The following is a 24,328-nucleotide window of genomic DNA, read 5'->3' as shown; positions in this document are numbered from 1 at the left end:
GACGGGGTGTCAGTCGCGGACCAGCTCCGTGGCCAGGTCGCGCAGGCGTAGCCGGGCGATGGCGAGGTTGGCCTGGCCCCGGTCCAGCCAGAGGTGCAGGCAGGTCTGGCTGTCGAAGGCGGTGGGCACCAGGCGGATCAGGTGGTAGCTGCTCCCCGCCGTGACGATCAGGTCCTCCAACGGTTCCCCGCTCCCGCCCGCGGTGTCGAACGTGGCGTTCCGGGTCACCGCCTGCACCACCTCGGCGGTGTCCGCGGCCGCCGCTTCGTGGTCGCCGTGCGGGGCCCGACCGGCCGTGCCCAGCGTCAACCCGCTGGTCCAGTCGGTCAGTCCGGCCCCCAGCACTCCGGGTATCTCCATCGCGCGGGCCAACACCTGGTCGATACCGGGCACCTGACGTCTCCCTCCGGCGGGCACGCTGCACGACGCAGCACACGGGCACAACGCGGAGGCCCTCCCACGTTGCGGTGTGTGGGAGAGCCTGCACGGAAGGTTAGTGAAGCCGCCACGCCTCGCACCGGCATATGCGGTATGTCAGTGGCAATTGACTGGTTCTCGTCATTCCGCGGCCCGTTGTCGGTGCCCTGTTGACCTGCGGTCCGCCGCCCCGTTCGACGGGCCCCGGTCGCCCCCGTCACCAGGGCCCCGACCGCGAGCGTTCGACACGCCACGGTGCATGCGGGCAACCGCTCAATTCCTACGGCTTGGTAAAGAAATTGTGGCCAAATCTGTTCAAGTGTGGTCCGTACACGACAGGATCCCCCCGTAGTTCCGTGATCGCTGCCGCCACAAGCGGCGCACCATGCTGGGGGATCAACCACGTGAAACGAACAGTAGCGCTCGGCGCTGCCGGCACCTTGGTGACCGGCGCGCTCCTCGCCGGCGCGATAGCCACGCCGGCCACCGCCGGCGAGCGGCACCCCGGTGGCACGGCCGAGGCGCGCGGCGTCGCGCTGGCCGCCGACCGGGCCGCCAAGGCGGGCGTCGCCTGGCAGGACTGCCCCGCCGACTGGGGCCTGAAGGCCCCGATCCAGTGCGGCTACGTCACCGTCCCGCTCGACTACGCACGGCCCGACGGCCGGACCCTGAAGATCGCGGTCGACCGCGCGGTCGCCACCGGCAGCCCGCAGCAGCGGCAGGGCGCCCTCGTCTACAACCCCGGCGGCCCCGGCGGCTCGGGCATGCGCTTCCCGGCCCGCGTCACCACCAAGAACCCGCTGTGGGCCAAGACCGCCCAGGCGTACGACTTCGTGGGCTTCGACCCCCGGGGCGTCGGCCACTCCGCGCCCATCTCCTGCGTGGACCCGCAGGAGTTCGTCAAGGCTCCCAAGGCCGACCCGGTGCCGGCCAACGAGGCGGACAAGCGCGCCCAGCGCGCGCACGCGAAGCAGTACGCCCAAGGCTGCCTGGCACGCACCGGCCGCGCGGTCCTGTCGCAGATGACCACGGCGAACACGGCCCGCGACCTCGACGTGATCCGCGCCGCGCTGGGCGAGAAGAAGCTGAACTACCTCGGCGTCTCCTACGGCACCTACCTGGGCGCCGTCTACGGCACGCTCTTCCCGGGCCACGTCCGCCGGATGCTCGTCGACAGCGTCATCGACCCCTCCCGCGACAAGGTCTGGTACCAGGCCAACCTCGACCAGGACGTCGCCTTCGAGACCCGCTGGGGCGACTGGACGAAGTGGGTCGCCAAGAACGACGCCGCCTACCACATCGGCAACACCCCGCAGAAGGTCCAGGCTGCCTGGGAGAAGCTGCGGGCCACCGCCAAGAAGCAGCCCATCGGCGGCGTGGTCGGCCCCGCCGAACTCATCGGCTTCTTCCAGAACGCGCCCTACTACGACAGCGCGTGGGCCGAGGTCGCCCAGGCGTGGAGCGCGTACCTGGCCGGTGACGCCAAGCCGCTGATCGACAACGCCGGTCCGCACCTCGCCGACAAGGCCGGCAACATCCAGGCCGAGAACGGCAACGCGGTCTACACCGCCATCGAGTGCACCGACACCAAGTGGCCCACCAGCTGGGCCAAGTGGGACCGCGACAACACCCGCCTGCACCGCCAGGCCCCGTTCATGACCTGGGCCAACGCCTGGATGAACCTGCCATGCGCCACCTGGCCGGTCAAGCAGCAGAAGCCCGTCGAGGTCACGTCGGGCAAGGGCCTGCCGCCCGTCCTGATCGTGCAGAGCACCCGTGACGCGGCGACCCCGTACGGCGGCGCCGTCGAACTGCACAAGCGGTTCGCCGGCTCCCGCCTGATCACCGAGCGGGACGCCGGTTCGCACGGCGTCACCGGCCTGGTCAACCCCTGCATCAACGAGCGGGTCGACGCGTACTTCCTGAAGGGCACCACGGACCCGACGGACGTCACGTGCGCCCCGCACGCCACGCCCGTCCCGGCGAAGCAGACGGCCAAGGCCGCCGGCTGACCCACCACCGGGGCCGGTCGGGGGAGCCCCCCGACCGGCCCCTCCGCATGTCCTCGCCGCCCCGACCCGCGAGCGGCCCTGCCGCCGGCCCCGCGCCGGTCGCGGCGCCCCGATCGGCCGGCGCGGCCGGACCGTGCCAGGTCACCGGGGACGATCGGGGCCGTCGGCGGTAGGGCCGGACGGCGCGGCCCGCAACCGCCCCGGCCCGGCCGGGCACCCCTGGGCCCAGGCATCCGCCGACCCGTCCGGGCGACCGCACGGCGTGGCCGCTTGTGCGCCGCGGCGCGGCGGGGTGGCCTGGGGCCGCCGGGCGCCGTCCGCCGTCCCCACCGGGCGCCGCCCCCGCCGACCGCGTGCCCACCGGGCCACCGCCCCGAGCGTTCCAGGAGACCCCGATGCCCGAGAGCCGCCGACGCCGCATTCCCCGTACCGCCGTCGCGGCGGGCGTGACCGTGGTGCTGTGCACCGCACTCGGCGCGGCCTCGGCCCGCGCCGCCGCTCCGGACGGCCCCGACGGGCTCTTCCTGACGGTCTCCGGCTCCGGCGACACGTGGATCCGCGGGGTGCGCCTCAGCTGCCCGGACACCCGCGGCACCCATCCGCACGGCGCCGCCGCCTGCGCCGAGTTGGCCGCGGTCCACGGCGATCCGGAGGCGCTGCGCGGCGACCCGCACGTCTGCACCCGGGAGTACGACCCGGTGACCGTCACCGCCTCCGGCAGCTGGCGCGGCGCACCGGTCGAGTGGCGCCGGGAGTACCCCAACGCCTGCACCATGGACGCCGCCACCGGCCCGCTGTTCCGCTTCTGACCCGCGACCGGTCGGCGCCCGCTGCGCGGCTCAGACCCGCCGCGCCGTCGCCATCCCGATCGTGAGCAGCGCCAGCACCACCCACAGGAACCACACCCAGCCGTTGCCGCCCAACGCCACGGTGTAGGCGGTCGCCACGACCAGTCCGCACACCGTGCACACGGCCATCGCTCTGGTAGATCCGGGCATACCCGCACCCTCCTCCCGGCGGCCGCGGGCCCAACGCCGCGGGCCGCGGCCAGGAGACCATCGTCCCCGGCCGCGGCCCGTGCCGCCAGATGACCTACCGCGCCGCGGCGTCCCCGCCCGGCGCGCCGCGTCGCGCTACCGCCCCCGCGCGTTGAGCGACGCCAGGTAGGCGTTGTACTCCGCCAGGTCCTTGTCGCCGTTGCGGTCCGCGGCCCGGTCGGCGCGCTGCGAGGTGCGCTCCTCGGACTTGTACCACTGGAAGACCAGCGCGATCAGCACCACCACCGACGGGATCTCGCTGAACGCCCAGGCGATCCCGCCGGCCGCCTGCTGGTCGGCCAGCGCCTCGATGCCCAGCGAGGCCGGCGGGTGCAGGAAGGTGTTCACCATCGGCTCGCTCGCCATCATCAGGGCGATGCCGAAGAACGCGTGGAACGGCATCCCGGCGAACAGCTCCAGCATCCGCATCACGTACCCCGGCCGGTGCGGGCCCGGGTCCACGCCCATGATCGGCCAGAAGAAGACCAGCCCCACCGTCAGGAAGTGCACCATCATCGCGATGTGCCCGGCCCGGGACTGCATCAACAGGTCGAACAGCGGGGTGAAGTAGAGCGCGTAGAGGCTCGCGATGAACAGCGGGATGGTGAACGCGGGGTGCGTGATGATCCGCATGTACCGGCTGTGCAGCAGCGCCACCAGCAGCTCCCGCGGCCCCTTGCGCCCGCGCCCGGCGGTCGGCAGGGCGCGCAGCGCCAGCGTCACCGGCGCGCCGAGCAGCAGCAGGATCGGCGAGAGCATGCTGATGATCATGTGCTGGACCATGTGGACGCTGAACATCGCCATGCCGTAGTCGTTCAGCTTGGTGCACATCGTCACCGCCACCGACAGCACGCCCAGCCCCCAGGCGACGACCCGGCCCAGCGGCCACGCGTCCCCGCGCCGCCGCAGCCGGACCACCGCCCAGCCGTACAGCCCCAACCCCACCAGGCAGCCGACCAGGAAGAACGCATCACCGCCGAACTCGAGGCCCCGCCCCAGCGTGAACGGCGGCAGATCCATGTTCATGCCGTCCATGCCGTGCCCGCCGTGCTGCATCCGCTCGCTCCTGATTCGTACCAATGCTCCGGCGACAAGCGTAGAGGCGCCCCCGGCCGGTGCAGCGGCCGGGGGCGCCCGAACGGCTTCGAACCCCGCGGGTGGGCTACCGGGGTCTCAGAGCACGCACTCCGCCTCGTCGTAGCGCTCGACGGGCACCGTCTTCAGGCTCTCCACGGCCTCCGCCAGCGGCACCAGCGTGATGTCCGTGCCGCGCAGCGCGGTCATCATCCCGAACTCCCCACGGTGCGCGGCCTCCACCGCGTGCCAGCCGAAGCGGGTGGCCAGCACCCGGTCGTACGCGGTCGGCGTACCCCCGCGCTGGACGTGGCCGAGGATGACCGGACGGGCCTCCTTGCCGAGCCGCGTCTCCAACTCCACCGACAGCTGCCGGGCGACCCCGGCGAACCGCTCGTGCCCGTAGACGTCGGTGCCGCCGACGTCGAAGGCCATGGTGCCCTCGCGCGGCTTGGCGCCCTCCGCGACCACCACGATCGCGAACTTCTTGCCGGCCTCGAAGCGCTCGGCGACCCGGGCGGTCAGCTCCTCGATGTCGAACGGCCGCTCCGGCACCACGATGGCGTGCGCACCGGCGGCCATCCCCGAATGCAGCGCGATCCAGCCGGTGTGCCGCCCCATCACCTCGACGATCATCACCCGCTGGTGCGACTCGGCGGTGGTCTTGAGCCGGTCCAACGCCTCGGTGGCCACTCCCACCGCGGTGTCGAAGCCGAACGTCACGTCGGTGGCGGCGATGTCGTTGTCGATGGTCTTCGGTACGCCGACGATCGGCAGCCCGGCGTCCGACAGCAGCCGCGCCGCCTTCAGCGTGCCCTCACCGCCGATCGGAATGATCGCGTCCAGCCCCAGCTCGGCGACGTGGCCGCGGGCCCGCTCCACCCCGTCCCGCAGATGCGCGGGCTGCACCCGCGACGAACCGAGGATGGTCCCGCCACGCGCCAGGATGCCGCCGACGGCGTCCAGGTCGAGCTTGCGGTATTCGCCCTCCAGCAGGCCCTTCCAGCCGTCCATGAAGCCGATCACTTCGTCGCCGTGATCGGCGGTGGCACGGTGGACGACGGACCGGATGACGGCGTTCAGGCCGGGGCAGTCGCCCCCGGACGTGAGGACACCCATACGCATTGTGTAGCAACCCATCGCAATTCAACCGGACGCCCGGACCCCGTCGTCCGGTTGGATCCCGCTCAGCCTACAAGCGCGCGGCCCCCGACACGCAGACGACCGCAGAGCGGACACCGGTGCACGGAAAACGGCCGGATCCGGGCCGATGACCCGGATCCGGCCGTCGTGGGCGGCGGAACCCGTCAGGCGTTCTGCGTCGCCGCCGCGATCCGCTCCTCGCGCAGCGCGTCGTACCACCGGTCGTCGGCCGGCGGCAGCGCGTTGACGTCCAGTGCGAGCTTGATGAGGAGGTCCGCGATGTGCGGGTTGCGGGCCATCACCGGGCCGTGCATGTACGTCCCGAAGACGGTGTCGTTCCACGCGCCCTCGTAGCCGTCGCCGACGCCGTTGCCGTTGCCGAAGCGGACCTTGGCGAACGGCCGGGCGGTCTGCCCCAGGTGGGTGACGCCCTGGTGGTTCTCGAAACCGGTCAGCGGCGGCAGGCCCAACTGCGTGTCGATGTCGGCCAGCACGTCGCCGACGCAGCGCTCGCCCTCGCCGCGGGTGCTCACCACGTCCAGCAGCCCCAGGCCCTGCTGGCGCTCGCCGAGGTCGTTGATGAACTCGTGGCCCAGGATCTGGTAGCCGGCGCACACCGAGAAGACGATCGCGCCGTTGGAGACCGCGCGGTCCAGGCCGCCGTCGCGGATCAGCCGCTCGGCCGCCAGCCGCTGCGGCCGGTCCTCACCGCCGCCGATCAGGTAGATGTCCCCGGAGGTGGGGATCTGCTGGTCGGAGCGGACGTCCAGGCGCTGGACGTCCAGGCCGCGCTGACGCGCCCGCCGCTCCACCACCAGGACGTTGCCCTGGTCACCGTAGGTGCTCAGGAGGTCCGGATAGATCCACACCACGCGCAGGCTGTTGTCACTCATGCTCGCTCGTCCTTGTCGCTGTTGTCCGTGGACCGCACTCAGTTGCCCACGCGGCGGCGCAGGTCCTGGAAGGCCGTGTAGTTGGCGATGACCTCGATCCGACCGGGCGGTGCGATCTGGACCGCCTCGTCGAGGGTCTCGCAGACCTCGAAGTCGAGCCCCGCGACCTCCAGGCGCACCGCCAGGTCCAGCCGGCGGTCGCCCAGCACGAAGATCGGGTGCCCGGCCAGCCGGGTGTAGTCCACGTCCCACAGCCAGGAGGTGTCGGTGCCGTCCGCGCCGCGGGCGTTCACCGACATGATCACCGGGGTCGGCGGTCCGTCGATCAGCGAGAAGGTCTCCAGCCAACCGGCCGGGTTCTTCGCCAGCAGCAGCCGCAGCTCGCGCTCCGCGAAGGTGACCACGTCGTAGCGGCCCGCGACGGCCTGCACCGCGAACATCCGCTCCAGGGCGACCTGCGGCGGTACCCCGAAGGCGGCCGCGACCGCGGCGGAGGTGGTGGCGTTCGCCTTGTTGGCGCGGCCCGGCAGCTGGAGCTTGATCGGCCAGGCGCTGCCGTGCGGGTCGAGCACGTGGTCGCCGGAGAGCGCCCAGCTCGGCGTCGGACGGCGGAAGCCGCACTCGGCGCAGAACCAGTCGTCGCCCGGCCGCTGCATCACACCGCCGCACGAGGGGCAGGACCAGGCGTCGTCCTTCCACTCCTGGCCGGCGGCGACCCACACCACGTTCGCGGACGACGACGCCGCCCAGACGATCAGGGGGTCGTCGGCGTTGGCGATGATCAGCGCCTTGGAGCCGGACAGGCCCTCGCGCCAGCGCTCGGCCAGCATCCGCGTCTCGGCGGCCCGGTCGAGCTGGTCCCGCGAGAGGTTCAGCAGCGCTATGGCCCTGGGCGTGACGTCCCGGGCCACCGTCGCCAGGTACTTCTCGTCCACCTCGATGACGCCGTACTTGGCGTCCGAGCCGCCCGCCAGCGCCGAGGTGATGCCCGCGGGCATGTTGGCGCCCAGCGCGTTGGACACCACCGGGCCGCTGGCCCGCAGCGCCTCGGCGATCAGTCGGGTGGTGGTCGTCTTGCCGTTGGTGGCGGACACCAGGACCACGTCCAGGTGCCTGGCCAGCGCGGCCAGCAGGTCGGGGTCGAGCTTGAGCGCCACCCGGCCACCGATCACCGATCCGCTGCCGCGACCCGCCGCGCGCGACACCGCTGCCGCGGCCTTGCCGGCCGTCACAGCCAGCTTGGCCCGCGGCGACAGCGGCTCCGTGTTGCCTGCCATCGTCTTAGATCCTCCTTGCATCCGGCGCACTCCCGCCCTGAGGCTGCCGGAAGAATGCACCTCCTCCGCGGTCGTCGACCGGCGGAGGCTTCGGTCGGGGATCAGCCTATCGAGATCCGGCGTCCGGCCCGAACTCCGCCACCTCCGTGACGTCATCCGCGAGGCCCGGCCCGTACCCTGAGCCCATGCGCCACCGCACCATCCCCGGCAGTTCCGGCCGCCCCCGACCGCTGCGCCTGTACGGCGATCCCGTCCTCACCCGCCCCTGTGCGGACGTCACCGCCTTCGACGGCGAACTGGCCGCGCTGATCGAGGACATGTACGCGACGATGTACGCCGCGAACGGCGTCGGGCTGGCCGCCAACCAGGTCGGCGTCCCCTCGCGGGTGTTCGTCTACGACTGCCCCGACGACGAGGACCGCCGGCACCTGGGGCACATCGTCAATCCCCGCCTGGTCGAGGCGGACGGGCCGGTGGTCCGCGGCCCCGAGGGCTGTCTGTCACTGCCCGGCATCGAGGCCGGCACCCCGCGTCACGACCACGCCGTCGTGACCGGCTTCGACCTCACCGGCGCACCGGTGACGGTGACCGGCACCGGCTTCTTCGCCCGCTGCCTCCAGCACGAGTGCGACCACCTCGGCGGCGGCCTCTACGTCGACCGGCTCACCGGGCTGCGCCGCCGCCGGGCGCTGCGCGCGGTGGCCCGGGCGCCCTGGGCCGCGGCGACGGAGGAGCGGGCGGCGGCACCGGTCTGACGCCGGCCCCGCCCGCGGTCAGAATCCGGGGCCGCCGGCGAGGTCCTTGACGGTGGCCAGCTGGCCCCACAGCAGGTCGGTGAGGTGGCTCACCAACTGCTCGCGGGAGCACGGGCGTTCGCGCAGCCACCAGTCACCGGCCGCGTGCATCATGCCGACGATGCCGTGCCCCCACACCCGGGCCCGCTCCGCGCCCTGGGGTCCCAGGTCGAGCCGTTCGGCGATCACCTCGGCCAGCTCCTCGCCGAGCCGGCGCAGCAGGGGGGCGGAGTGCCGGCCCACGTCGAAGCCGGACTCCGCGGGGTGGTCCTCGTCCGCCGGGTGCATCAGGAAGCGGTAGACCTGCGGCCGGGTCTCGATGGCCACCAGATAGGCGTCGAGGGTGGCCTCGACCCGCTCGCGGCGCACGACCTGGGCGTCCAGCGCGGCCCGGAGGTTGGCGAGCAGGGCGTCGGTGTGCCGGACGGCGAGCGCGCGGTAGAGGCCGCCCTTGTCGCCGAAGTGCCGGTAGAGGATCGGCTTGGTGATGCCGGCCTCGGCGGCGATGGCGTTCATCGACGCTTCCGGGCCGTCGCGCAGCACGATCCGCTCGGCGGCCTCCAACAGCTCCCGGCGTCTGCGTTCGGTCGCGCTGCGTTGCCGGTCGCCGCCGTCCGTGCCGGCCCGTTCCGTGCCGGCGGGCTGCTCCGTGCCGGTCCGCCCGGCGCTGTCGATGTTGTCCATGGTCGTGCTCCCCACCCTTGTGAATCCGTGGCGCTCGCGCAACGTAACACCCGGACTCGGTGATGCCCGAACTCCGCGCGAACTCCACCGCCAAATCGGCGGCCGGGAGGAGTTGACATCCATTACTGACGAGTAACACACTTCGGTTACCGCAAGTAACGACTGGCTGTACGCACCACTGGAGGGGACATGGCCGAGTTCACCATGGAACTCAACGACGAGCAGAAGGAAGTCCGTGACTGGATCCACGGCTTCGCCGCGGACGTCATGCGCCCCGCTGCCGCCGAGTGGGACGAGCGCGAGGAGACCCCCTGGCCGGTGATCCAGGAGGCCGCCAAGATCGGCCTGTACTCCCTCGACTTCTACGCCCAGCAGTTCTTCGACCCCACCGGCCTCGGCATCCCCATGGCCATGGAGGAGCTGTTCTGGGGCGACGCCGGCATCGGCCTGTCCATCGTCGGCACCGGCCTCGCCGCCGTCGGCGTCCTGGCCAACGGCACCGAGGAGCAGATCGGCACCTGGGTCCCGCAGATGTACGGCGACGCGAACGACGTGAAGGTCGCCGCCTTCTGCTCCTCCGAGCCGGACGCCGGCTCCGACGTCGCCTCGATGCGCACCCGCGCCGTCTACGACCAGGCCAAGGACGAGTGGGTGCTCAACGGCACCAAGACCTGGGCCACCAACGGCGGCATCGCCAACGTCCACGTCGTCGTCGCGGTCGTCGACCCGGACCTCGGCTCCAAGGGCCACGCCTCCTTCATCGTCCCGCCGAACACCCCCGGCCTCTCCCAGGGCCAGAAGTTCAAGAAGCACGGCATCCGCGCCTCGCACACCGCCGAGGTGGTGCTGGAGGACGTCCGCGTCCCCGGCCACTGCCTGCTCGGCGGCAAGGACAAGCTCGACGAGCGCCTGGCCCGGGCCCGCGAGCGCGCCAAGGGCGGTGAGCGCGTGAAGAACGCCGCGATGGCCACCTTCGAGGCGTCCCGTCCGGCCGTCGGCGCGATGGCCGTCGGCACCGCCCGCGCCGCCTACGAGGAGGCCCTGGAGTACGCCAGGACCCGCGAGCAGTTCGGCCGCCCGATCATCGACAACCAGGGCGTGGCCTTCCAGCTGGCCGACATGCGCACCCAGATCGACGCCGCCCGCCTCCTGGTCTGGCGTGCCTCCTGGATGGCGGTCGCGGGCAAGAAGTTCGAGAGCGCCGAGGGCTCGATGTCGAAGCTCTTCGCCAGCGAGACCGCCAAGAAGGTCACCGCCCAGGCGCTCCAGATCCTCGGCGGCAACGGCTTCACCCGCGAGTACCCGGTCGAGCGCATGCACCGCGACGCCGCGATCTACACCATCTTCGAGGGCACCAGCGAGATCCAGCGCCTGGTCATCGCCCGGACGCTGTCGGGGATGCCGATCCGCTAGGCGTCTTTGCCCGCCGCCCGCGCGAAGACCGCCGGCACGGCAGGTGGCCCCCGCTCCACCGCAGGCGGGGTCCACGGCCGGCGTGCGGCCGACGAGCACGGCCCGCGGGAGGTCCTGCGGAGATCATTCGCTGTCGGGCCGCGGGGACTCCCGGAGTCCGAACGCCGCCCGCAGCTGCCACCGCACGCCGTCGTGCACCATCAGGTCCACCGACGAGACCCGGGCCGTGAAGGGGAGCTCGGCGCGCAGGGCGGCTTCGATCTCGTCCAGGACGGCGTCGTCCGGACCGTCCGCGACGGTCAGGTGCGGTACGACCTCGGTGAACGCGCCGCCGTAGGGAGGGGCCTCGGGCCACCGGTCGGTGAGCGCCTCGGTGAGCCTCAGCAGCGGTGCGTCCGGCTCGGGGGCGAGGTACAGCACCCCCGGGAACCGCCCGCAGCGCTCGAACCGCAGGTCGAAGGAGTGGTGACCGCCGAGCACGTCGGCGAGGGCCTGATGGACCCGTCCCTCCACGCGACTCTCGTCGAGGAATGGGAAGACCACCGTGACGTGCGCGGGAACCCCTGCCCGGGCCGACGGATCGAACCGTTCGCGCCACGTGCGGACGGCCGCCTCCGCTTCCGGGATCCGGACGATGAGCCCGGTCCGGCCTGCCTGGAACCCGTTCGTGGTGGCGTCGGTCATGCCGGGGATGCTGCCACGTCGAAGCCGGGCGCGGCGGGCGAAGCCGGGCCTTGGACGGTGCTGCCCGCTTCTTCGCGCACCATGTTGACGATCCGGTGCCCGGTCTGCTGTGGTCGGGTGACCGCCGGCACCGGGACCGGGCGCCCGGTCGCCTCGTCGACAAGGGCCGCACAACACGCGAAGGGGGAGCGACGTGCGCCGCTCCGCGTGCGTAACTTTCCCATCAAAACCCGCCATTTCAGGAGTTCACCGCAACCTCGTCCGGCGGATTCGACTCCTCTCTCACGGAGATGCACACTGGTGTGTCCCGTACGAAGTGGGGGCAATATGACACGTATGGCGCGACAGTCGATGAGCGCGCGGAAGGCGACCGTCGGCTCCGCGGCGACGGTGGTCGCCGGACTGGCCCTGGTGATCGGGGCGGCGGCCCCCGGGCAGGCGGTGACCGTGGCGGCGGGGGCACGGTCCGTGCCGAACTGCGGTGCGGCCACGGCGGCCGGGGCGTCCGCGGCGCCGCGGACGAACGCCGCGGCGGCGACGGAGGCGGCCCCGACCCCGACCGTCACCGGAAACGCGGCGCAGCAGCTCTCCTACAGCCTCGCTCCGGAGGCGCCGATCGGCCTCTGGTCGTCCTCGAACCTCACCCTGCGCACCCCGGTCTCCAAGGGCACCGTCCACCTGGATGTCACCACGCACGGCTTCATCGCCGATTCCCTCCTGATGCAGCGGTACGACGCGAAGGCGCACCGCTGGGTCGACCTGGACGTCCGATCGGCCGGCGGCCAAAGTCCGAACAAGGGGAGGTTCTCCTTCCCCGTCTCGGCGGCGGCGAGCCCCGGCCACCCCACCACCGTGGCCCTCCGGGTCCAGGCCATCGACCGTCCCGGCCGTCTGGACGTCTCCGCCTCGGTCGACGACGGCCACGGCCACACCTACCGCGCGCCGACGCGCAGCACCGTCGTCGACCGGCCCACCGCCACCGTCACGGGGTGGACGGACGGTGCCGGCCTGGTGCGCGGCGGCGCGGCGAAGGAGTTCGACCTCCGGGTCAAGAACACCACCAAGCGGGCTTATCCGGCGCTCAACGCCGGGTTCTCCGCCTACGGCCAGGCCGGCGACCGCTTCGTGGCGCCCAAGGACCTGGTGCTCCAGCAGTACGTGCCCGAACGCGGTTGGCAGCACGTGCCGTTGGTGCCCAGCGGCTGCGACCCCGGCATGAGCGCCGCACTGGCCCCGACCGCCAAGAAGCCGCTGGCCCCCGGCGCCACCGCCGTGTACCGGTTGCGCCTGGCGGTCGCGAAGGACGCTCCCGAGGCCAAGGTGGAAGCGGCCCTGTCGGTCGGCAACGGCGACACGTCGCTCTCCTACCGGTCGCTGCCCTTCGAGATCCGCGCCAAGTAGTCCCGCCGGGCACGGCGATCCCGCGTGCGGAACCAGGGGCGGGGAGGCAGGGTGCTGCCTCCCCGCCCCTGTCGCTTGGCGGTGGGGTTGCTCGTGCTCGGGGCCGGGGGCGCATCGCCCGCCCGTCCAGGGCGAACTCCGTCCCGTGTCAACTGGCCACTGCCGGCCGATCGTCGATGACGATGCGGGTCACGGGTGGGCAGTCGTTGCCTGCCTGGTAGTGGACGGCGGCCGTTTCGCTGTCGATGGCGCGCAGGGCGACGCCGATGCGTTGGTAGAGGGTGTCGGCGAGTCGTTGAGGGCGTTGCCGAGCTTGTCGCCGAGTTCGTTGAGCCTGCGTCCGTTGCCGAAGGCCACATTCCCCCCCGGTGTTGGTGGCTCGCGTTGCAGCGGGAGGCTCCCCGTTGATCGCCGAGGTGACGCGGCGAGTTTTGGCCGTGGTGATCGTTGGGGCGTACGGGTGCAGGGGGAGTTGCCCAGATGCATTGCCGGACGCGGGCTCTCGGGCGCCTTCGCCGTGCACTCCCGCACGCCCCCGCTGAACTCCGTCGTGAGCTGCGGTCCTGGTTTCCCTCGACTGCGGCGGTGAACCTGGTGCGCGCGATTCCGTGATCGTCATGACGCATGCGGGGTCCGCGGTTGACGTGACCGCTCGGGGCCGCCTACCGGGCGGGCGGGGCCGGGGGCTGCGTGTGCGGTGCGTGGAGGAGGTCGCGGGCCTGGTCGGCGGCTCGGGCGATGTGTTCGGAGACGTAGTCGACGAAGCGGGCGATGTTTTCGAGGCGGGTGGCGGCCGGAGTGGCCGGGCCGAGGACGGCGACGCCTCGGCGTGCGGTTTCGGCGAGTTGGGCGGTGCCGCGGACGCTGGCCATCATGGATTGGTACCAGACGTCGTCGTCGACGACGTAGCGCTCGCGCCGGCGGTCGTCGCGCTCGCGGCGGACCAGGTCCTGGCTTTCGAGGTACGCGATGGCCTTGGAGACGGACGCCGGGCTGACCTGGAGGCGTTGGACGAGTTCGGCGGCGGTGAGGCTGCCGGAGTCGCTGATGCACAGGCAGGTCAGCACCCGGGCCGCCATCTTGGGCGTGCCCGATTCCACCAGGACGGTGGTGAACGTCTCCTCGTACGCACGCACCGCTTCGGGGTCGCGCCCGTGGGCCTGCGGGGGCGCGTCGGAGCCGCGGGGCGCGGGGGGCTTGCGGCGTTGGGCGCGGTGTTCGGTGGCGCGGTGGGCGAGTTCGGCGCGGTAGGCGGTGGGGCCGCCGTTGCGCAGCACTTCGCGGGTGACGGTCGAGGTGGGCCGGTCGAGGCGGCGGGCGATCTCGGCGTAGGCGAGGCCGTCGGCGAGCCCCAGTGAGATCTGTTGGCGTTCCTGCTGGGTGAGCCTGCCGCCCGGCATCGCGGTCTCCTCCGTGGTCGTTCGGGTGCGTGGTCCCTCGTGTCCCTTGGTGCGGTCACCATAGCGTTCACTTCCAGTTCATTGCAACGATGGGGGTGGGGTTGTTGCGTTAACGTTGAGGTCGTTGCAATGAATTTGTGGGATCTACCTGCGCTTATGGTGTTCGCGCGCAACGAGATCGTTGCCTGAATGTTGAATGCAACGTAGCGTTTCGGTTGTGGGAAACAGTGGATCGAAGGAGCGCGCGATGCGGGAGTTCGACACCCTCGCCCCGGTGGCCGTCGTCGTCGACGTCCTCTGACGGTGCCTCCGGCCCGCATCGCACCAAGGGCCCCATCGAGCACCAGCCGTTCGTTCGACCGATGCGCTCGACCGACGCGTACGACCGACGTGCGCCACCGAGACCAAGGAGTACCTGCCATGTCCCTCGCTCGTACCGACCAGAACGCCGTTGCCGGGCCGGAGCGCCCGGAGTTGCAGCAGGCCCTCCAGGAGATCGTCGATTCCGGTTTCGCCGGGGTGCAGCTGCGCGTGCACGATGAACGGGGCGGCTGGGTCGGCAGCGCCGGGGTGCGCAAGCTGGGCGAGAGTGCCAAGCCGTCGACCGACGGGCGGTTCCGGATCGGCAGCAGTACCAAGACCTTCACCGCGACGCTGGTGTTGCAACTGGTGGCCGAGGGCACGTTGGGGCTGGACGCGCCGGTGGCCGACCACCTCCCGCAGTTCCAGCTGGACCGGCGGATCACGGTCCGGATGCTGCTCCAGCACACCAGCGGGGTGTTCAACTTCACCGGCGAGTACTACGAGGACGGGACCTTCGCACCGGGAATCCCCTGGCAGGGGCCGGAGTTCGTGGCCAACCAGTTCCACACCTACCCGCCGGAGGACCTGGTACGGCTGGCGCTGTCCAAACCGGCGCGGTTCGCGCCGGGGGCGGACTGGAGCTACTCCAACACCAACTACGTGCTGGCCAAGCTGCTGGTCGAGGCGGTCACCGGCCGCCCGTACGCCGAAGAGATGCAGCGGCGGATCCTCGGGCCGCTCGGGCTGTCGGGCACCTCGGTGCCGGGCACCTCGCCGGAGGTTCCCGCGCCGCACGCCCACGGCTACTACACCTTCCAGGACGCCGGCCAGTGGAAGACCGTCGACCTCACCCGCTACAACGTCTCCTGGATCTCCGCCGCCGGCGACATGATCTCGACCACCGAGGACCTCCACGTGTTCTTCTCCGCGCTGATGGCGGGGAAGCTCCTGCCGGCCCCGCTACTGGCCCAGATGCGCACGCCGCACCCGAAGTTGGGCTACGGCCTGGGCCTGTTCGTGCAGGAGACGGACGGCGGCGGCACCGTCTTCCACCACAACGGTGGCTTCTTCGGCTGGGCGGCACTGATGTACGGCACCGCCGACGGCAGCACGACCCTGACCGCCTCGCTCACCACCGGGGACGCCGAACTCGACTTCGCCGCCACGGCGGCCGCGTTCCAACAGGCGCAGCAGCGGCTCGTCGACGCGGTGTTCTGCGGTGGACGGCAGCCCGCGCCGGCCCGGACCGACGGCCAGTCCGCTCACTGATCCCACCGATCCGGGTCGACGGTTGCGGGTCGCTCTCGGTCCGCCCGGGCCACCGGATGTGACCTCGGCTACGTCCCGCTGTCCTTTCCGACGGCGCGCAGCGCGCTCTCGGTCGGTCGCCGAGGGGCTTCACCGATTACGTGACGGCTTTTCGGTCGCGGCATGGCGCCATTGAGCCCGGACAGGCGCCGTCAGTGACCGTAGCGACCCGTCGTGGCCGAATTCCTGGCGCAGGTCGCGGCGCATCATAGGTGCGATGTGGAAAACCCGCTGGAAAACGCCGGGGCGGAAGGGGGAGTCAAACCGCCGAGCGGGTGATTCGTGGCGTGATGGCCGGGGATTGGTGGCATGAATTCGACGTCCTAGCGACCCCGACGTATTTCGGAGCTCAGCATGCGTATGCGCACTGCACTCACTGCCGCACTGATGTGTTCGGCTGCCCTCCTCGGTTCCGTCGGCACCGCCGTCGCCGACGACCACACGGGAGGGGTGCAGGACACCGGCACCATGAACTTCCAGGACGTGAACAATGACGACGGCGGCAACGCCTGGGTCTTCGACAGCGGCTCGGAGCACGGCAAGGAGGGGAAGGAAGGCAAGGAGGACAAGGGAGGCAAGGAAGCCAAGGACGGCACGGCCGGCAAGGACGGCAAGGAAGCCAAGGGCGGCGACCACGGCAAGGAAGCCAAGGACGGTTCGGAGCAGGCTCCGGACGAGGAGTAGAGCCCGGGCGACCCCGCCCCTCCTTCCGCCTCGGCGTAGAAGGAGGGGCGGGGTCTTTCGCCGTCCCGGCCCGCGGTGAATTCCGGATCGCGGCCACGGTCTTGGATTTCCGGGTGCGGCTCGACGGGGAATGTCCACGGCGTTCCAGGAGAAGGCCGGGGCCTGGTCGTCAGCCGTCAATCCGTCCAGTGATTCCGCCGACCTGGATGCGGTGTGGTGCGATGCGATGCAGAGCGGAATGGGGGCGGAGAAGGGGAAAGCGGGGCGCGGCGGTTCGGGGGTGCCGCTTGAGCTATGCGGCATCGCGCCCGTGCGGTGCGCGGGTGCCGGTCCCGACGTCGACTCGTTCGCCCGATTGCCGATTGCCGATTGCCGTTGCCGATTGCTCATCGACTCTTGTTCATCGGTGCATGCGGAGGGGGGAATGTCGCATTGCGCGGGCCGGCCGGGTGTGTTTCGGAACGTCAAGGGTGGCGCGCTACCGGGGCGTTGCTCCGGTGTGGGCCGGAGGGCGGTTCCGGGGCGTGTCCCGGGCCGCCCTCCCGCGCGGGGTCAGTCCCGGCCGTCGCGCGGGGCGAAGTGCAGCAGCCGGTCGGCCTCCCGCTGGGTCTCCTGCGCGACGCGGCGGCTCTCGGCGACCACGTCGCCGTGTTTCGAGACCAGGCTCTCGTAGATCGGTGAAGCGCTCGCCGGGGCGGGCGCGGGGGCTGGCAGGGGGGCGGGCATGGGTTACTCCTGAAAATCGATCGGGCAGACGGCGGCAGCCGAGCACGGTGCGCGCCGCCGGCGCCCGACTACCCAATCACGCCGAGCCCATTCACCGCCCCCGATGTGATCAGTTCCACGTCCGGATGGTGAGACGTGGCGCCTGAAGGGCGGTCACGACTCCCGTGCCACCGGGCCGTCCGTCACCGGCTCCGCGTTGCGCCGGGTCTTCGCCCAGCCGTTGCGGCCCCGCAGCATCCGCACGAAGCCCCGGGCCGACACCACGAACAGGTGGTAGGCGTACAGCCACAGTGCCAGACCCCACAGGACGGCCGTCAGGCGGGACGCCTGCGGCGCGTGGTCGCGACGGTACACCGGGCCCCACAGCACGAACGGGCCGACGGCGAGCACCGCCAGGACCGGTGCCACCGGCCACAGGACCAGCGCACCGCATCCGCCGAGCACCAGCAGCGCCGCGGTCAGCGCCAACGTCACCAGGTGCGCGACCGGCTGGCAGAAGGTGTAGAGCGTCTCCAGCACGCCCCGGCCGCCGTAGTGGCGGGAGGAGACGATGCGCGGGGCGTAGCGGACGCACTGGAGGTTGCCCTGGGCCCACCGGGTGCGCTGGGTCAGCAGCCGGCGCAGGCGCGGCAACCCCTCCTGGGAGACCCAGGCATCGGCGACGTGGGTGACCCGGTAGCCCGCGAGGATCATGTGCAGACCCAGTTCGTAGTCCTCCAACAGCGCGCCCCGCTTCCAGGGCCGGCGCTCGACGGCGGCGATCCGGTCGAGGGCGGACAGCCGGGTGAACTGGCCGTTGCCGCCCAGCCCGACCGAACCGGTGCGCACCCGCAGCAACTGCATCCCCGCGTTCGACACCGCGAACTCCATGTCCTGGACCCGGACCAGGAGCCGCGCCAGGGCGTTGGCGACCCGGCCGCGCTCGGGCAGCGGACGGCGCTCGTCCACGTTGCGCATCCGGACGCCCACCTGCACTCCGCCGACCTCCGGATCGCCGAAGCCGGCCGGTCCCGACACCGCGGCGAGCGCCCCGGGGTCCAGCCGCCCGTCGGCGTCGACCACGCACACCACGACCCCGGCGCGGTCGGCGTCCGCCGGCAGGAACTCGCCGAGCTGGTCGTAGGCCGCGTTCAGGGCGTCGCCCTTGCCGGTGCGGGCGTCGGGGCGCACCCGGCGGACGAGGTGGATCCGGCGGTCGTCCTCGGCGAGCGCGGCGACGATGTGCCCCGTCCGGTCGTCGCTGTCGTCGTCGATCACCCACACGTGGGCGGCGGGGAAGTCGCCGCGCAGCTGCGCGACGGTGGCCCCGACCACCGTCTCCTCGTCGCGGCAGGGCACGAAGAAGTGCCAGTCCAGCGCGGTCGGATCGCCGGTCTCGGTGCGGGGGCGGTGACGGTAGGCGTGCCGGGCGCCGGCCCAGTAGAGCAGGAAGCAGGCCAGCAGCACGAAGGGGAAGAGGAAGATCAGCAGACTGTCGAACACGGTGTCCTCCGGGGCGCGTCGGGGCGGCGGGTCAGGCGGCCGCGGCGTACGGTGCGGTCCGCTCGGCCACCAGACCGGTCAGCAGGCCGGCGATCCGGTGCGAGGCGCGGCCGTCGCCGAACGGGCTGGGCAGGGCGGCGAGGCGGGCGCGGTCGGCCGCGCCCCGTGCCAGGCGCTCCCGCGCGGCCCGGCCGAGCGCCGGTCCGGGGGCGACCAGCGTGGCGAAGTCGCCCAGCGCCTCCGGGCGTTCGGTGGAGTTGCGGACCACGACCAGCGGCCGGCCCAGCACGGTGACCTCCTCCTGCACGCCACCGGAGTCGGAGACCAGCAGTGCCGCGTGCCGGGCCAGCGCGAGGAAGTCGCGGTAGCCGAGCGGGCGGGTCACCCGCAGCGGGGCGAGCAGGTCGGTCAGTCCGGCGGCCTCGGCGCGGGCCCTGGTGCGCGGATGGAGCGGCAGGACGACCGGTGTTTCGGCCGCGAGCGCGGCCAACTCGCCGAGCACGGCCCGCAGTGCGGCCGGGTCGTCGGTGTTCTCGGGCCGGTGGACGGTGGCCAGGACGAAGCCGTCGGCGGTCAGTCCGCGCCGGGCCAGTTGCGCCAACCGCGCGGATGCGGACGGGAGTTGGCGGTGCACTGCCTCGACCACGGTGTTGCCCGTGACGGCGATGCGGTCCGCCGGGACGCCCTCGGCGCGGAGGTTGTCGCGGTTCTGCGGCGTCGCCGCGCACAGCACGTCGGCGAGCCGGTCGATCAGCACCCGGTTGTGCTCCTCCGGCATGTTCCGGTCGTGGCTGCGCAGCCCGGCCTCGACGTGGACGAGCGGCAGCGCACGGGCGTTGGCGGCCAGTGCCCCGGCCAGGGCGGCGTTGGTGTCGCCCTGGACGACCACGGCCCGCGTCGGCCCGGCCCGGAACACCGCGTCGAGTTGGCCGAGCGCCGCCGAGATCTGCACGGCGCGGGGCTGCCCGCCGACGCCGGTCAGGCGGGTCGGCTCGGGAATCCCGAACTCGGCCAGGAAGCGGCCGGACAGCTCCTCGTCGTAGTGCTGCCCGGTGTGCACGACGTGGGCGGCGGGGCCCAGCAGCCGGATCAGCTCGGTGAGCTTGACCAGCTCGGGGCGGGTGCCGAGGACGACGGCGACGCTGCGCGGCGGCAGGGCGGACAAGGCGACTCCCAGGGGACGGGGCGGCGGGGACGTCCGCCACGGTCGCCGCCGTCCGTTGCCGCGACGGATGACGTTCGGTTGCCCGAGGGTTGCTTTCCCGCCCCGGCCCGTAGGAGGGGACCTTCGGCGCCGCGGCGCGGGACTTCGGTCCCGGCGCGGGCGGGACGTCCGTCACCCCGCGGCACCGACCGCGGTCCCGTCCCGGCGTCGCCGGCCGGGCCGCCACCGGCCGCGGTCAGGCGTCCCCGGCCCCGTCGCCGCGGTAGCGGTAGCCCAGTCCGCGCACCGCCTCGATCGGGTCGGTGTCCGGGCCGCCCGCGGCCTGCTGGAGCTTGCGCCGCACCCGCAGCACCGCGAACTTCACCCGGTCCCGGCCGATGCCCTGCGGATCGTCCCAGACCTGGTCGAGCAACTGGTCGGTGGTGACCACCCGGCCCCGGTTGCGGACCAGCACCTGGAGCAGCCGGTACTCGATGTCGCTGAGCCGCACCTCCGCGCCGCGCCAGACCGCCGAACGGCGCTCGGGCACCAGCCGCAGCGCCTCGTCCTGCGCCGCCCCGGCCCAGCGCGCGGGGCCGGCGCGCCGCAGCAGGGCCTCGATCCGGGCCAGCAACTCGTCGTTGCCGAACGGTTTCGGAAGGTAGTCGTCGGCGCCGGCCCGCAGGCCCCGCACCCGGTCGCTCTCGGCACCGCGCGCGGTGAGCAGCAGCACCGGCAGGTCGGTCAGGTCCCGGGTGCGCTCCAGCACCTGCCAGCCGTCCAGAGTGGGCAGCCCGACGTCGAGCACCATGAGGTCGGGGTCGTCGGCGAAGAGCCGGCGCAGGCCCGCGCGGCCGTCCGCGGCGGCCAGCACCTCGTAGCCGGCCCTGGTGAGCAGGGTGCGCAGCGCCGTCGCCACGTCGGCGTCGTCCTCGACCACCAGGATCCGGGTCACGTCCGGTCCGTTCCGTCGGCGTCGTCGTCCGGTCCGGGCCCCTCGGTCGGCAGCCGCACGGTGAAGACCGCCCCGCGGCCCGCCGCGCCGGAGACGGTCAGCTCGCCGCCGTGCCGGCGCACGATGTCGCGGCTGAAGGCCAGCCCGAGGCCGGTGCCGGGGAAGCCGCCGTGCTCGGCGTTGGGGGCCCGTACGAAGCCGGAGAAGATCTCCTCGCGGTACTCCGCCGGCACGCCGATGCCGCTGTCCGCCACCTCGATGCGCCAGGCGTCGCCGTCCGGCGCGGCGTCGATCCCGACCCGGCCGCCGGACGGCGTGAACTTCGCGGCGTTCTCCAGGAGGTTGTCCAGCACCTGCGCCAGCCGGTGCTCGTCACCGCGCAGCGCCGGCCCCGGCTCGCAGCGCAGCACGGTGAACACGCCGGCCGCCGTCAGCGTGGGCATCCGGTCCAGCACGGCGTGCTCGACCAGCCGGGCCACGTCCACCGCGGCGCACTCCAGCCGGCGCCGCGGCTCGCGCAGCACCGCGGTCTCCAGCAGCGCGGTGATCACCGACGCCATCCGCTCGGCGTTGCGCCGGATCGCGGCCAGGAACTCCCGCTGCTCGGGTCCGAGCGGACCGGAGGCGGGGTCGGCGAGCAGGTCGCAGAAGCTCAGGACGGACGTCAGCGGGGTCCGCAGGTTGTGCGAGGCGGAGGCGAGGAACTCGTTGCGCCGGCGGGCGAGTTCGGCGAGCGCCGCGTTGGCGCGGTGCAGGGCCTGCTCGCGGCGCTTGGCCTCGGTGACGTCCTCGGCGGTCCACAGCGACCCGCTGGGCCGCCCGTCCGCGTCGTACAGCGGCGCCGTCTCGCGCCGGATGATCCGGCCGTCCGCGAGCGGGAACTCGGCGACGCGGTGCACCCGGCGCGCTGCCAGCGCGGTGGTGCGCGCGGCGGTCGGGTCCGGACGCACCGCGAACCGGCCGGCCACCTCCTCCACGACCGGGCCCAGCGGCGCACCGGGGGAGTGGTCCACCCCGTCGAGCGCGAACATCTCGATGAAACGGCGGTTGACGGCGACCACGTGCGCGTCGCCGCCCTGCACGATCGCCGCCCGTGGCAGGGCTTCCAGGACGGCCTGTAGTCGGTCGCGCGCACGGTCCACCCGCTCACGGTACGCGCGGGGCGGGGCGGGGCCGCGCATCTGTGGGGTCGGACGGCCGCCCGTGCCGCCGGCGGCGATCCGCCCCGTGCCGCGGGTGCGGGCCCCCGCCGGGCTCCGGTCCGCCGCCCGCCACCCGGCGCTTCCCGGGCTCGTCGCACGTCCGGCGGGGCGGCCGCGCCGGAAACCCCCCTTGACGGGTCGAATCTCTCGCTCTACGTTCTCCTTCCATAAAGCAAAACATTAATTCCATGATGCGGAATTAAGTCCGACCCCTTCGGTCGGGCCAGCCCGTGACAGGTCGACGCAGGAGTACTCGATGCCTCGAATGACAGCCGCCCGCGCGGCGGTGGAGATCCTCAAGCGCGAGGGCATTACCAACGCCTTCGGAGTGCCGGGTGCGGCGATCAACCCCTTCTACGCGGCGCTCAAGGCCGCGGGCGGGATCGACCACACGCTGGCGCGCCACGTCGAGGGCGCCTCGCACATGGCCGAGGGCTACACGCGGACCAACCCGGGCAACATCGGCGTCTGCATCGGCACCTCGGGTCCGGCCGGCACCGACATGATCACCGGTCTCTACTCCGCCACCGGTGACTCCATCCCGATCCTCTGCATCACCGGCCAGGCGCCCACCGCGGTGATCCAGAAGGAGGACTTCCAGGCCGTCGACATCGCCTCGATCGCCAAGCCGGTCGCCAAGGCCGCGACCACGGTCATGGAGGCCGCCCAGGTCCCCGGCGTCTTCCAGCAGGCGTTCCACCTGATGCGCTCCGGTCGTCCCGGCCCGGTCCTGATCGACCTGCCGATCGACGTCCAGCTCACCGAGATCGACTTCGACCCGGACCTGTACGAGCCGCTGCCCGCCTTCAAGCCGGCCGCGACCCGCGCCCAGGTCGAGAAGGCGATCACCCTCCTCAACGAGTCCGAGCGCCCGCTGATCGTCGCCGGCGGCGGCATCATCAACGCCGACGCGTCCGACCTGCTGCTGGAGTTCGCCGAGCTGACCGGCACCCCGGTCATCCCGACCCTGATGGGCTGGGGCATCGTCCCCGACGACCACGAGCTGAACGCCGGCATGGTGGGCCTGCAGACCTCGCACCGCTACGGCAACGCGAACTTCCTGGAGTCCGACTTCGTCCTCGGCATCGGCAACCGCTGGGCCAACCGCCACACCGGCAAGCTGGACCTGTACACCCAGGGCCGCAAGTTCGTCCACGTCGACATCGAGCCGACCCAGATCGGCAAGATCTTCGCCCCGGACTACGGCATCGCCTCGGACGCCAAGGCCGCCCTGGAGCTGTTCGTCGAGGTGGCCAAGGAGCTCAAGGCCGCCGGCAAGCTGCCCGACCGCAGCGACTGGGCCGCCTCCACCCAGGAGCGCAAGGCCCAGCTCCAGCGCCGCACGCACTTCGACAACATCCCCATGAAGCCGCAGCGCGTCTACGAGGAGATGAACAAGGCGTTCGGCCCGGAGACCCGCTACGTCACCACCATCGGCCTCTCCCAGATCGCCGGCGCGCAGATGCTGCACGTCTACAAGCCGCGCCACTGGATCAACTGCGGCCAGGCCGGTCCGCTGGGCTGGACCATCCCGGCCGCGCTGGGCGTCGCCAAGGCCGACCCGGAGACCCCGGTTGTCGCGCTCTCCGGTGACTACGACTTCCAGTTCATGATCGAGGAGCTGGCGGTCGGCGCCCAGCACAAGATCCCCTACATCCACGTCCTGGTGAACAACGCGTACCTGGGCCTGATCCGCCAGGCGCAGCGCAACCTCGACATCAACTTCCAGGTCAACCTGGAGTTCGAGAACATCAACTCGCCCGAGCTGGGCGTCTACGGCGTGGACCACGTCAAGGTCGCCGAGGGCCTGGGCTGCAAGGCGATCCGGGTCACCGACCCCAGCGAGCTGGGCGCCGCCCTGGAGGAGGCCAAGAAGCTGGCCGCCGAGTACCGCGTCCCGGTCGTCGTCGAGGCGATCCTGGAGCGGATCACCAACATCTCGATGGCCGCCGCGGAGATCGACAAGGTCAACGAGTGGGAAGAGGTCGCGACCGAGCCCGGTCACGCCCCCACCGCGATCAAGCCGCTCAAGGTCTGACCGACGGGGTCGGTTTCCGGACCCGATCCGGACGATGTGCCGGGCGCGGCTTGACGGTCGCGCCCGGCCCCGACCAACATCCCGTAAAGCAGAAACAGAAATCCGCTATCCGGAAGGAGCGCCGGGACCTATGGGTTTCACGGACACGCGCTTCAACGTCAATTTGTCGATCCTGTTCACTGAGCTTCCGTTGTTGGAGCGGCCGGCTGCCGCGCGGGCGGCGGGTTTCACGGCGGTGGAGCTGTGGTGGCCGTGGG

At 72.2% G+C, this 24,328-nt stretch carries 22 protein-coding genes and 1 pseudogene; 9 read left to right on the top strand and 14 right to left on the bottom strand.

Annotated features, from left to right (window positions below; all coding sequences use genetic code 11):
• Positions 1-9 precede the first annotated feature (9 nt).
• Positions 10-393 carry a hypothetical protein gene (locus ABD385_RS00115; RefSeq protein ID WP_344572728.1) on the bottom strand — a complete coding sequence of 128 codons (384 nt, stop codon included), beginning with the start codon at positions 391-393 and terminating at the stop codon, positions 10-12.
• Between the two features lie 428 nt (positions 394-821).
• Here ABD385_RS00115 and ABD385_RS00110 point away from each other — a divergent pair, with 428 nt between their 5' ends.
• Both ABD385_RS00110 and ABD385_RS00105 read left to right on the top strand, forming a co-directional pair.
• Positions 822-2,429 carry an alpha/beta hydrolase gene (locus tag ABD385_RS00110; RefSeq protein WP_344572727.1) on the top strand — a complete coding sequence of 536 codons (1,608 nt, stop codon included), beginning with the start codon at positions 822-824 and terminating at the stop codon, positions 2,427-2,429.
• A gap of 395 nt (positions 2,430-2,824) precedes the next feature.
• Positions 2,825-3,238, top strand: a complete 414-nt coding sequence (locus ABD385_RS00105; protein WP_344572726.1) for an SSI family serine proteinase inhibitor — start codon at positions 2,825-2,827, stop codon at positions 3,236-3,238.
• Positions 3,239-3,268: 30 nt separating this feature from the next.
• On the opposite strand, the gene ABD385_RS00100 is transcribed toward ABD385_RS00105, so the two are convergent.
• The 5 genes from ABD385_RS00100 to ABD385_RS00080 all read right to left on the bottom strand — a co-directional run bounded on the left by ABD385_RS00100 (position 3,269) and on the right by ABD385_RS00080 (position 7,853).
• Positions 3,269-3,427 (bottom strand): hypothetical protein, encoded by a 159-nt coding sequence (locus tag ABD385_RS00100; RefSeq protein ID WP_344572725.1) that lies wholly within the window; start codon positions 3,425-3,427, stop codon positions 3,269-3,271.
• Positions 3,428-3,562: 135 nt separating this feature from the next.
• A complete protein-coding gene (locus tag ABD385_RS00095) occupies positions 3,563-4,522 on the bottom strand; it encodes a cytochrome c oxidase assembly protein (protein WP_344572724.1) in 960 nt (319 codons plus the stop codon).
• Between the two features lie 117 nt (positions 4,523-4,639).
• Positions 4,640-5,665 carry a 6-phosphofructokinase gene (locus ABD385_RS00090; RefSeq protein WP_344572723.1) on the bottom strand — a complete coding sequence of 342 codons (1,026 nt, stop codon included), beginning with the start codon at positions 5,663-5,665 and terminating at the stop codon, positions 4,640-4,642.
• Between the two features lie 182 nt (positions 5,666-5,847).
• On the bottom strand, positions 5,848-6,576 hold the full coding sequence (locus ABD385_RS00085; protein ID WP_344572722.1) for a type 1 glutamine amidotransferase: 729 nt from the start codon (positions 6,574-6,576) through the stop codon (positions 5,848-5,850).
• Positions 6,577-6,614: 38 nt separating this feature from the next.
• On the bottom strand, positions 6,615-7,853 hold the full coding sequence (locus ABD385_RS00080) for a MurT ligase domain-containing protein (protein WP_344572721.1): 1,239 nt from the start codon (positions 7,851-7,853) through the stop codon (positions 6,615-6,617).
• Positions 7,854-8,038: 185 nt separating this feature from the next.
• On the opposite strand from ABD385_RS00080, the gene def reads away from it, so the two are divergent.
• Entirely contained in the window at positions 8,039-8,608 is a 570-nt protein-coding gene (gene def, locus ABD385_RS00075; protein WP_344572720.1) for a peptide deformylase, read from the top strand.
• A gap of 18 nt (positions 8,609-8,626) precedes the next feature.
• On the opposite strand, the gene ABD385_RS00070 is transcribed toward def, so the two are convergent.
• Positions 8,627-9,331, bottom strand: coding sequence for a TetR/AcrR family transcriptional regulator (locus ABD385_RS00070; protein ID WP_344572719.1), 705 nt, complete (start codon positions 9,329-9,331; stop codon positions 8,627-8,629).
• A 189-nt stretch (positions 9,332-9,520) separates the two neighbouring features.
• Between ABD385_RS00070 and ABD385_RS00065 the strand changes: the two genes are divergently transcribed.
• A complete protein-coding gene (locus ABD385_RS00065; RefSeq protein ID WP_344572718.1) occupies positions 9,521-10,744 on the top strand; it encodes an acyl-CoA dehydrogenase family protein in 1,224 nt (407 codons plus the stop codon).
• Between the two features lie 123 nt (positions 10,745-10,867).
• Here ABD385_RS00065 and ABD385_RS00060 read toward each other — a convergent pair whose 3' ends face one another.
• The gene (locus tag ABD385_RS00060) at positions 10,868-11,428 is read right to left on the bottom strand and encodes a 2'-5' RNA ligase family protein (protein WP_344572717.1); all 561 of its coding nucleotides are present in this window, start codon (positions 11,426-11,428) and stop codon (positions 10,868-10,870) included.
• A 351-nt stretch (positions 11,429-11,779) separates the two neighbouring features.
• On the opposite strand from ABD385_RS00060, the gene ABD385_RS00055 reads away from it, so the two are divergent.
• Entirely contained in the window at positions 11,780-12,829 is a 1,050-nt protein-coding gene (locus ABD385_RS00055; protein WP_344572716.1) for a hypothetical protein, read from the top strand.
• Between the two features lie 662 nt (positions 12,830-13,491).
• On the opposite strand, the gene ABD385_RS00050 is transcribed toward ABD385_RS00055, so the two are convergent.
• Positions 13,492-14,229 (bottom strand): GbsR/MarR family transcriptional regulator, encoded by a 738-nt coding sequence (locus tag ABD385_RS00050; RefSeq protein ID WP_344572715.1) that lies wholly within the window; start codon positions 14,227-14,229, stop codon positions 13,492-13,494.
• 420 nt (positions 14,230-14,649) lie between these two features.
• Here ABD385_RS00050 and ABD385_RS00045 point away from each other — a divergent pair, with 420 nt between their 5' ends.
• Complete coding sequence (locus tag ABD385_RS00045) at positions 14,650-15,801, top strand: serine hydrolase domain-containing protein (protein ID WP_344572714.1); 1,152 nt, start codon at positions 14,650-14,652, stop codon at positions 15,799-15,801.
• A 393-nt stretch (positions 15,802-16,194) separates the two neighbouring features.
• Positions 16,195-16,524, top strand: a complete 330-nt coding sequence (locus ABD385_RS00040; protein WP_344572713.1) for a hypothetical protein — start codon at positions 16,195-16,197, stop codon at positions 16,522-16,524.
• 552 nt (positions 16,525-17,076) lie between these two features.
• On the opposite strand, the gene ABD385_RS00035 is transcribed toward ABD385_RS00040, so the two are convergent.
• The 5 genes from ABD385_RS00035 to ABD385_RS00015 all read right to left on the bottom strand — a co-directional run bounded on the left by ABD385_RS00035 (position 17,077) and on the right by ABD385_RS00015 (position 21,973).
• A complete protein-coding gene (locus tag ABD385_RS00035) occupies positions 17,077-17,250 on the bottom strand; it encodes a hypothetical protein (RefSeq protein ID WP_344572712.1) in 174 nt (57 codons plus the stop codon).
• 153 nt (positions 17,251-17,403) lie between these two features.
• Entirely contained in the window at positions 17,404-18,732 is a 1,329-nt protein-coding gene (locus tag ABD385_RS00030) for an XrtP-associated glycosyltransferase (protein ID WP_344572711.1), read from the bottom strand.
• A 31-nt stretch (positions 18,733-18,763) separates the two neighbouring features.
• Positions 18,764-19,897 carry a non-hydrolyzing UDP-N-acetylglucosamine 2-epimerase gene (wecB, locus tag ABD385_RS00025; protein WP_344572710.1) on the bottom strand — a complete coding sequence of 378 codons (1,134 nt, stop codon included), beginning with the start codon at positions 19,895-19,897 and terminating at the stop codon, positions 18,764-18,766.
• Between the two features lie 235 nt (positions 19,898-20,132).
• Positions 20,133-20,831, bottom strand: a complete 699-nt coding sequence (locus tag ABD385_RS00020) for a response regulator transcription factor (RefSeq protein WP_344572709.1) — start codon at positions 20,829-20,831, stop codon at positions 20,133-20,135.
• Entirely contained in the window at positions 20,828-21,973 is a 1,146-nt protein-coding gene (locus tag ABD385_RS00015; RefSeq protein ID WP_344572708.1) for a PAS domain-containing sensor histidine kinase, read from the bottom strand. The genes ABD385_RS00020 and ABD385_RS00015 overlap by 4 nt, the downstream gene beginning before the upstream one ends.
• 316 nt (positions 21,974-22,289) lie before the next feature.
• Between ABD385_RS00015 and gcl the strand changes: the two genes are divergently transcribed.
• Both gcl and ABD385_RS00005 read left to right on the top strand, forming a co-directional pair.
• Entirely contained in the window at positions 22,290-24,071 is a 1,782-nt protein-coding gene (gcl, locus tag ABD385_RS00010) for a glyoxylate carboligase (RefSeq protein WP_344572707.1), read from the top strand.
• 130 nt (positions 24,072-24,201) lie between these two features.
• Positions 24,202-24,328: pseudogene (locus ABD385_RS00005) on the top strand (hydroxypyruvate isomerase); the annotation flags it as partial.

Source organism: Streptomyces lunalinharesii, from assembly GCF_039532155.1.
Classification (GTDB): Bacteria; Actinomycetota; Actinomycetes; order Streptomycetales; family Streptomycetaceae; genus Streptomyces; species Streptomyces lunalinharesii.
The sequence above is the reverse complement of the archived record's forward strand: the minus strand, read 5'-3'. Positions and strand labels throughout refer to the sequence as shown.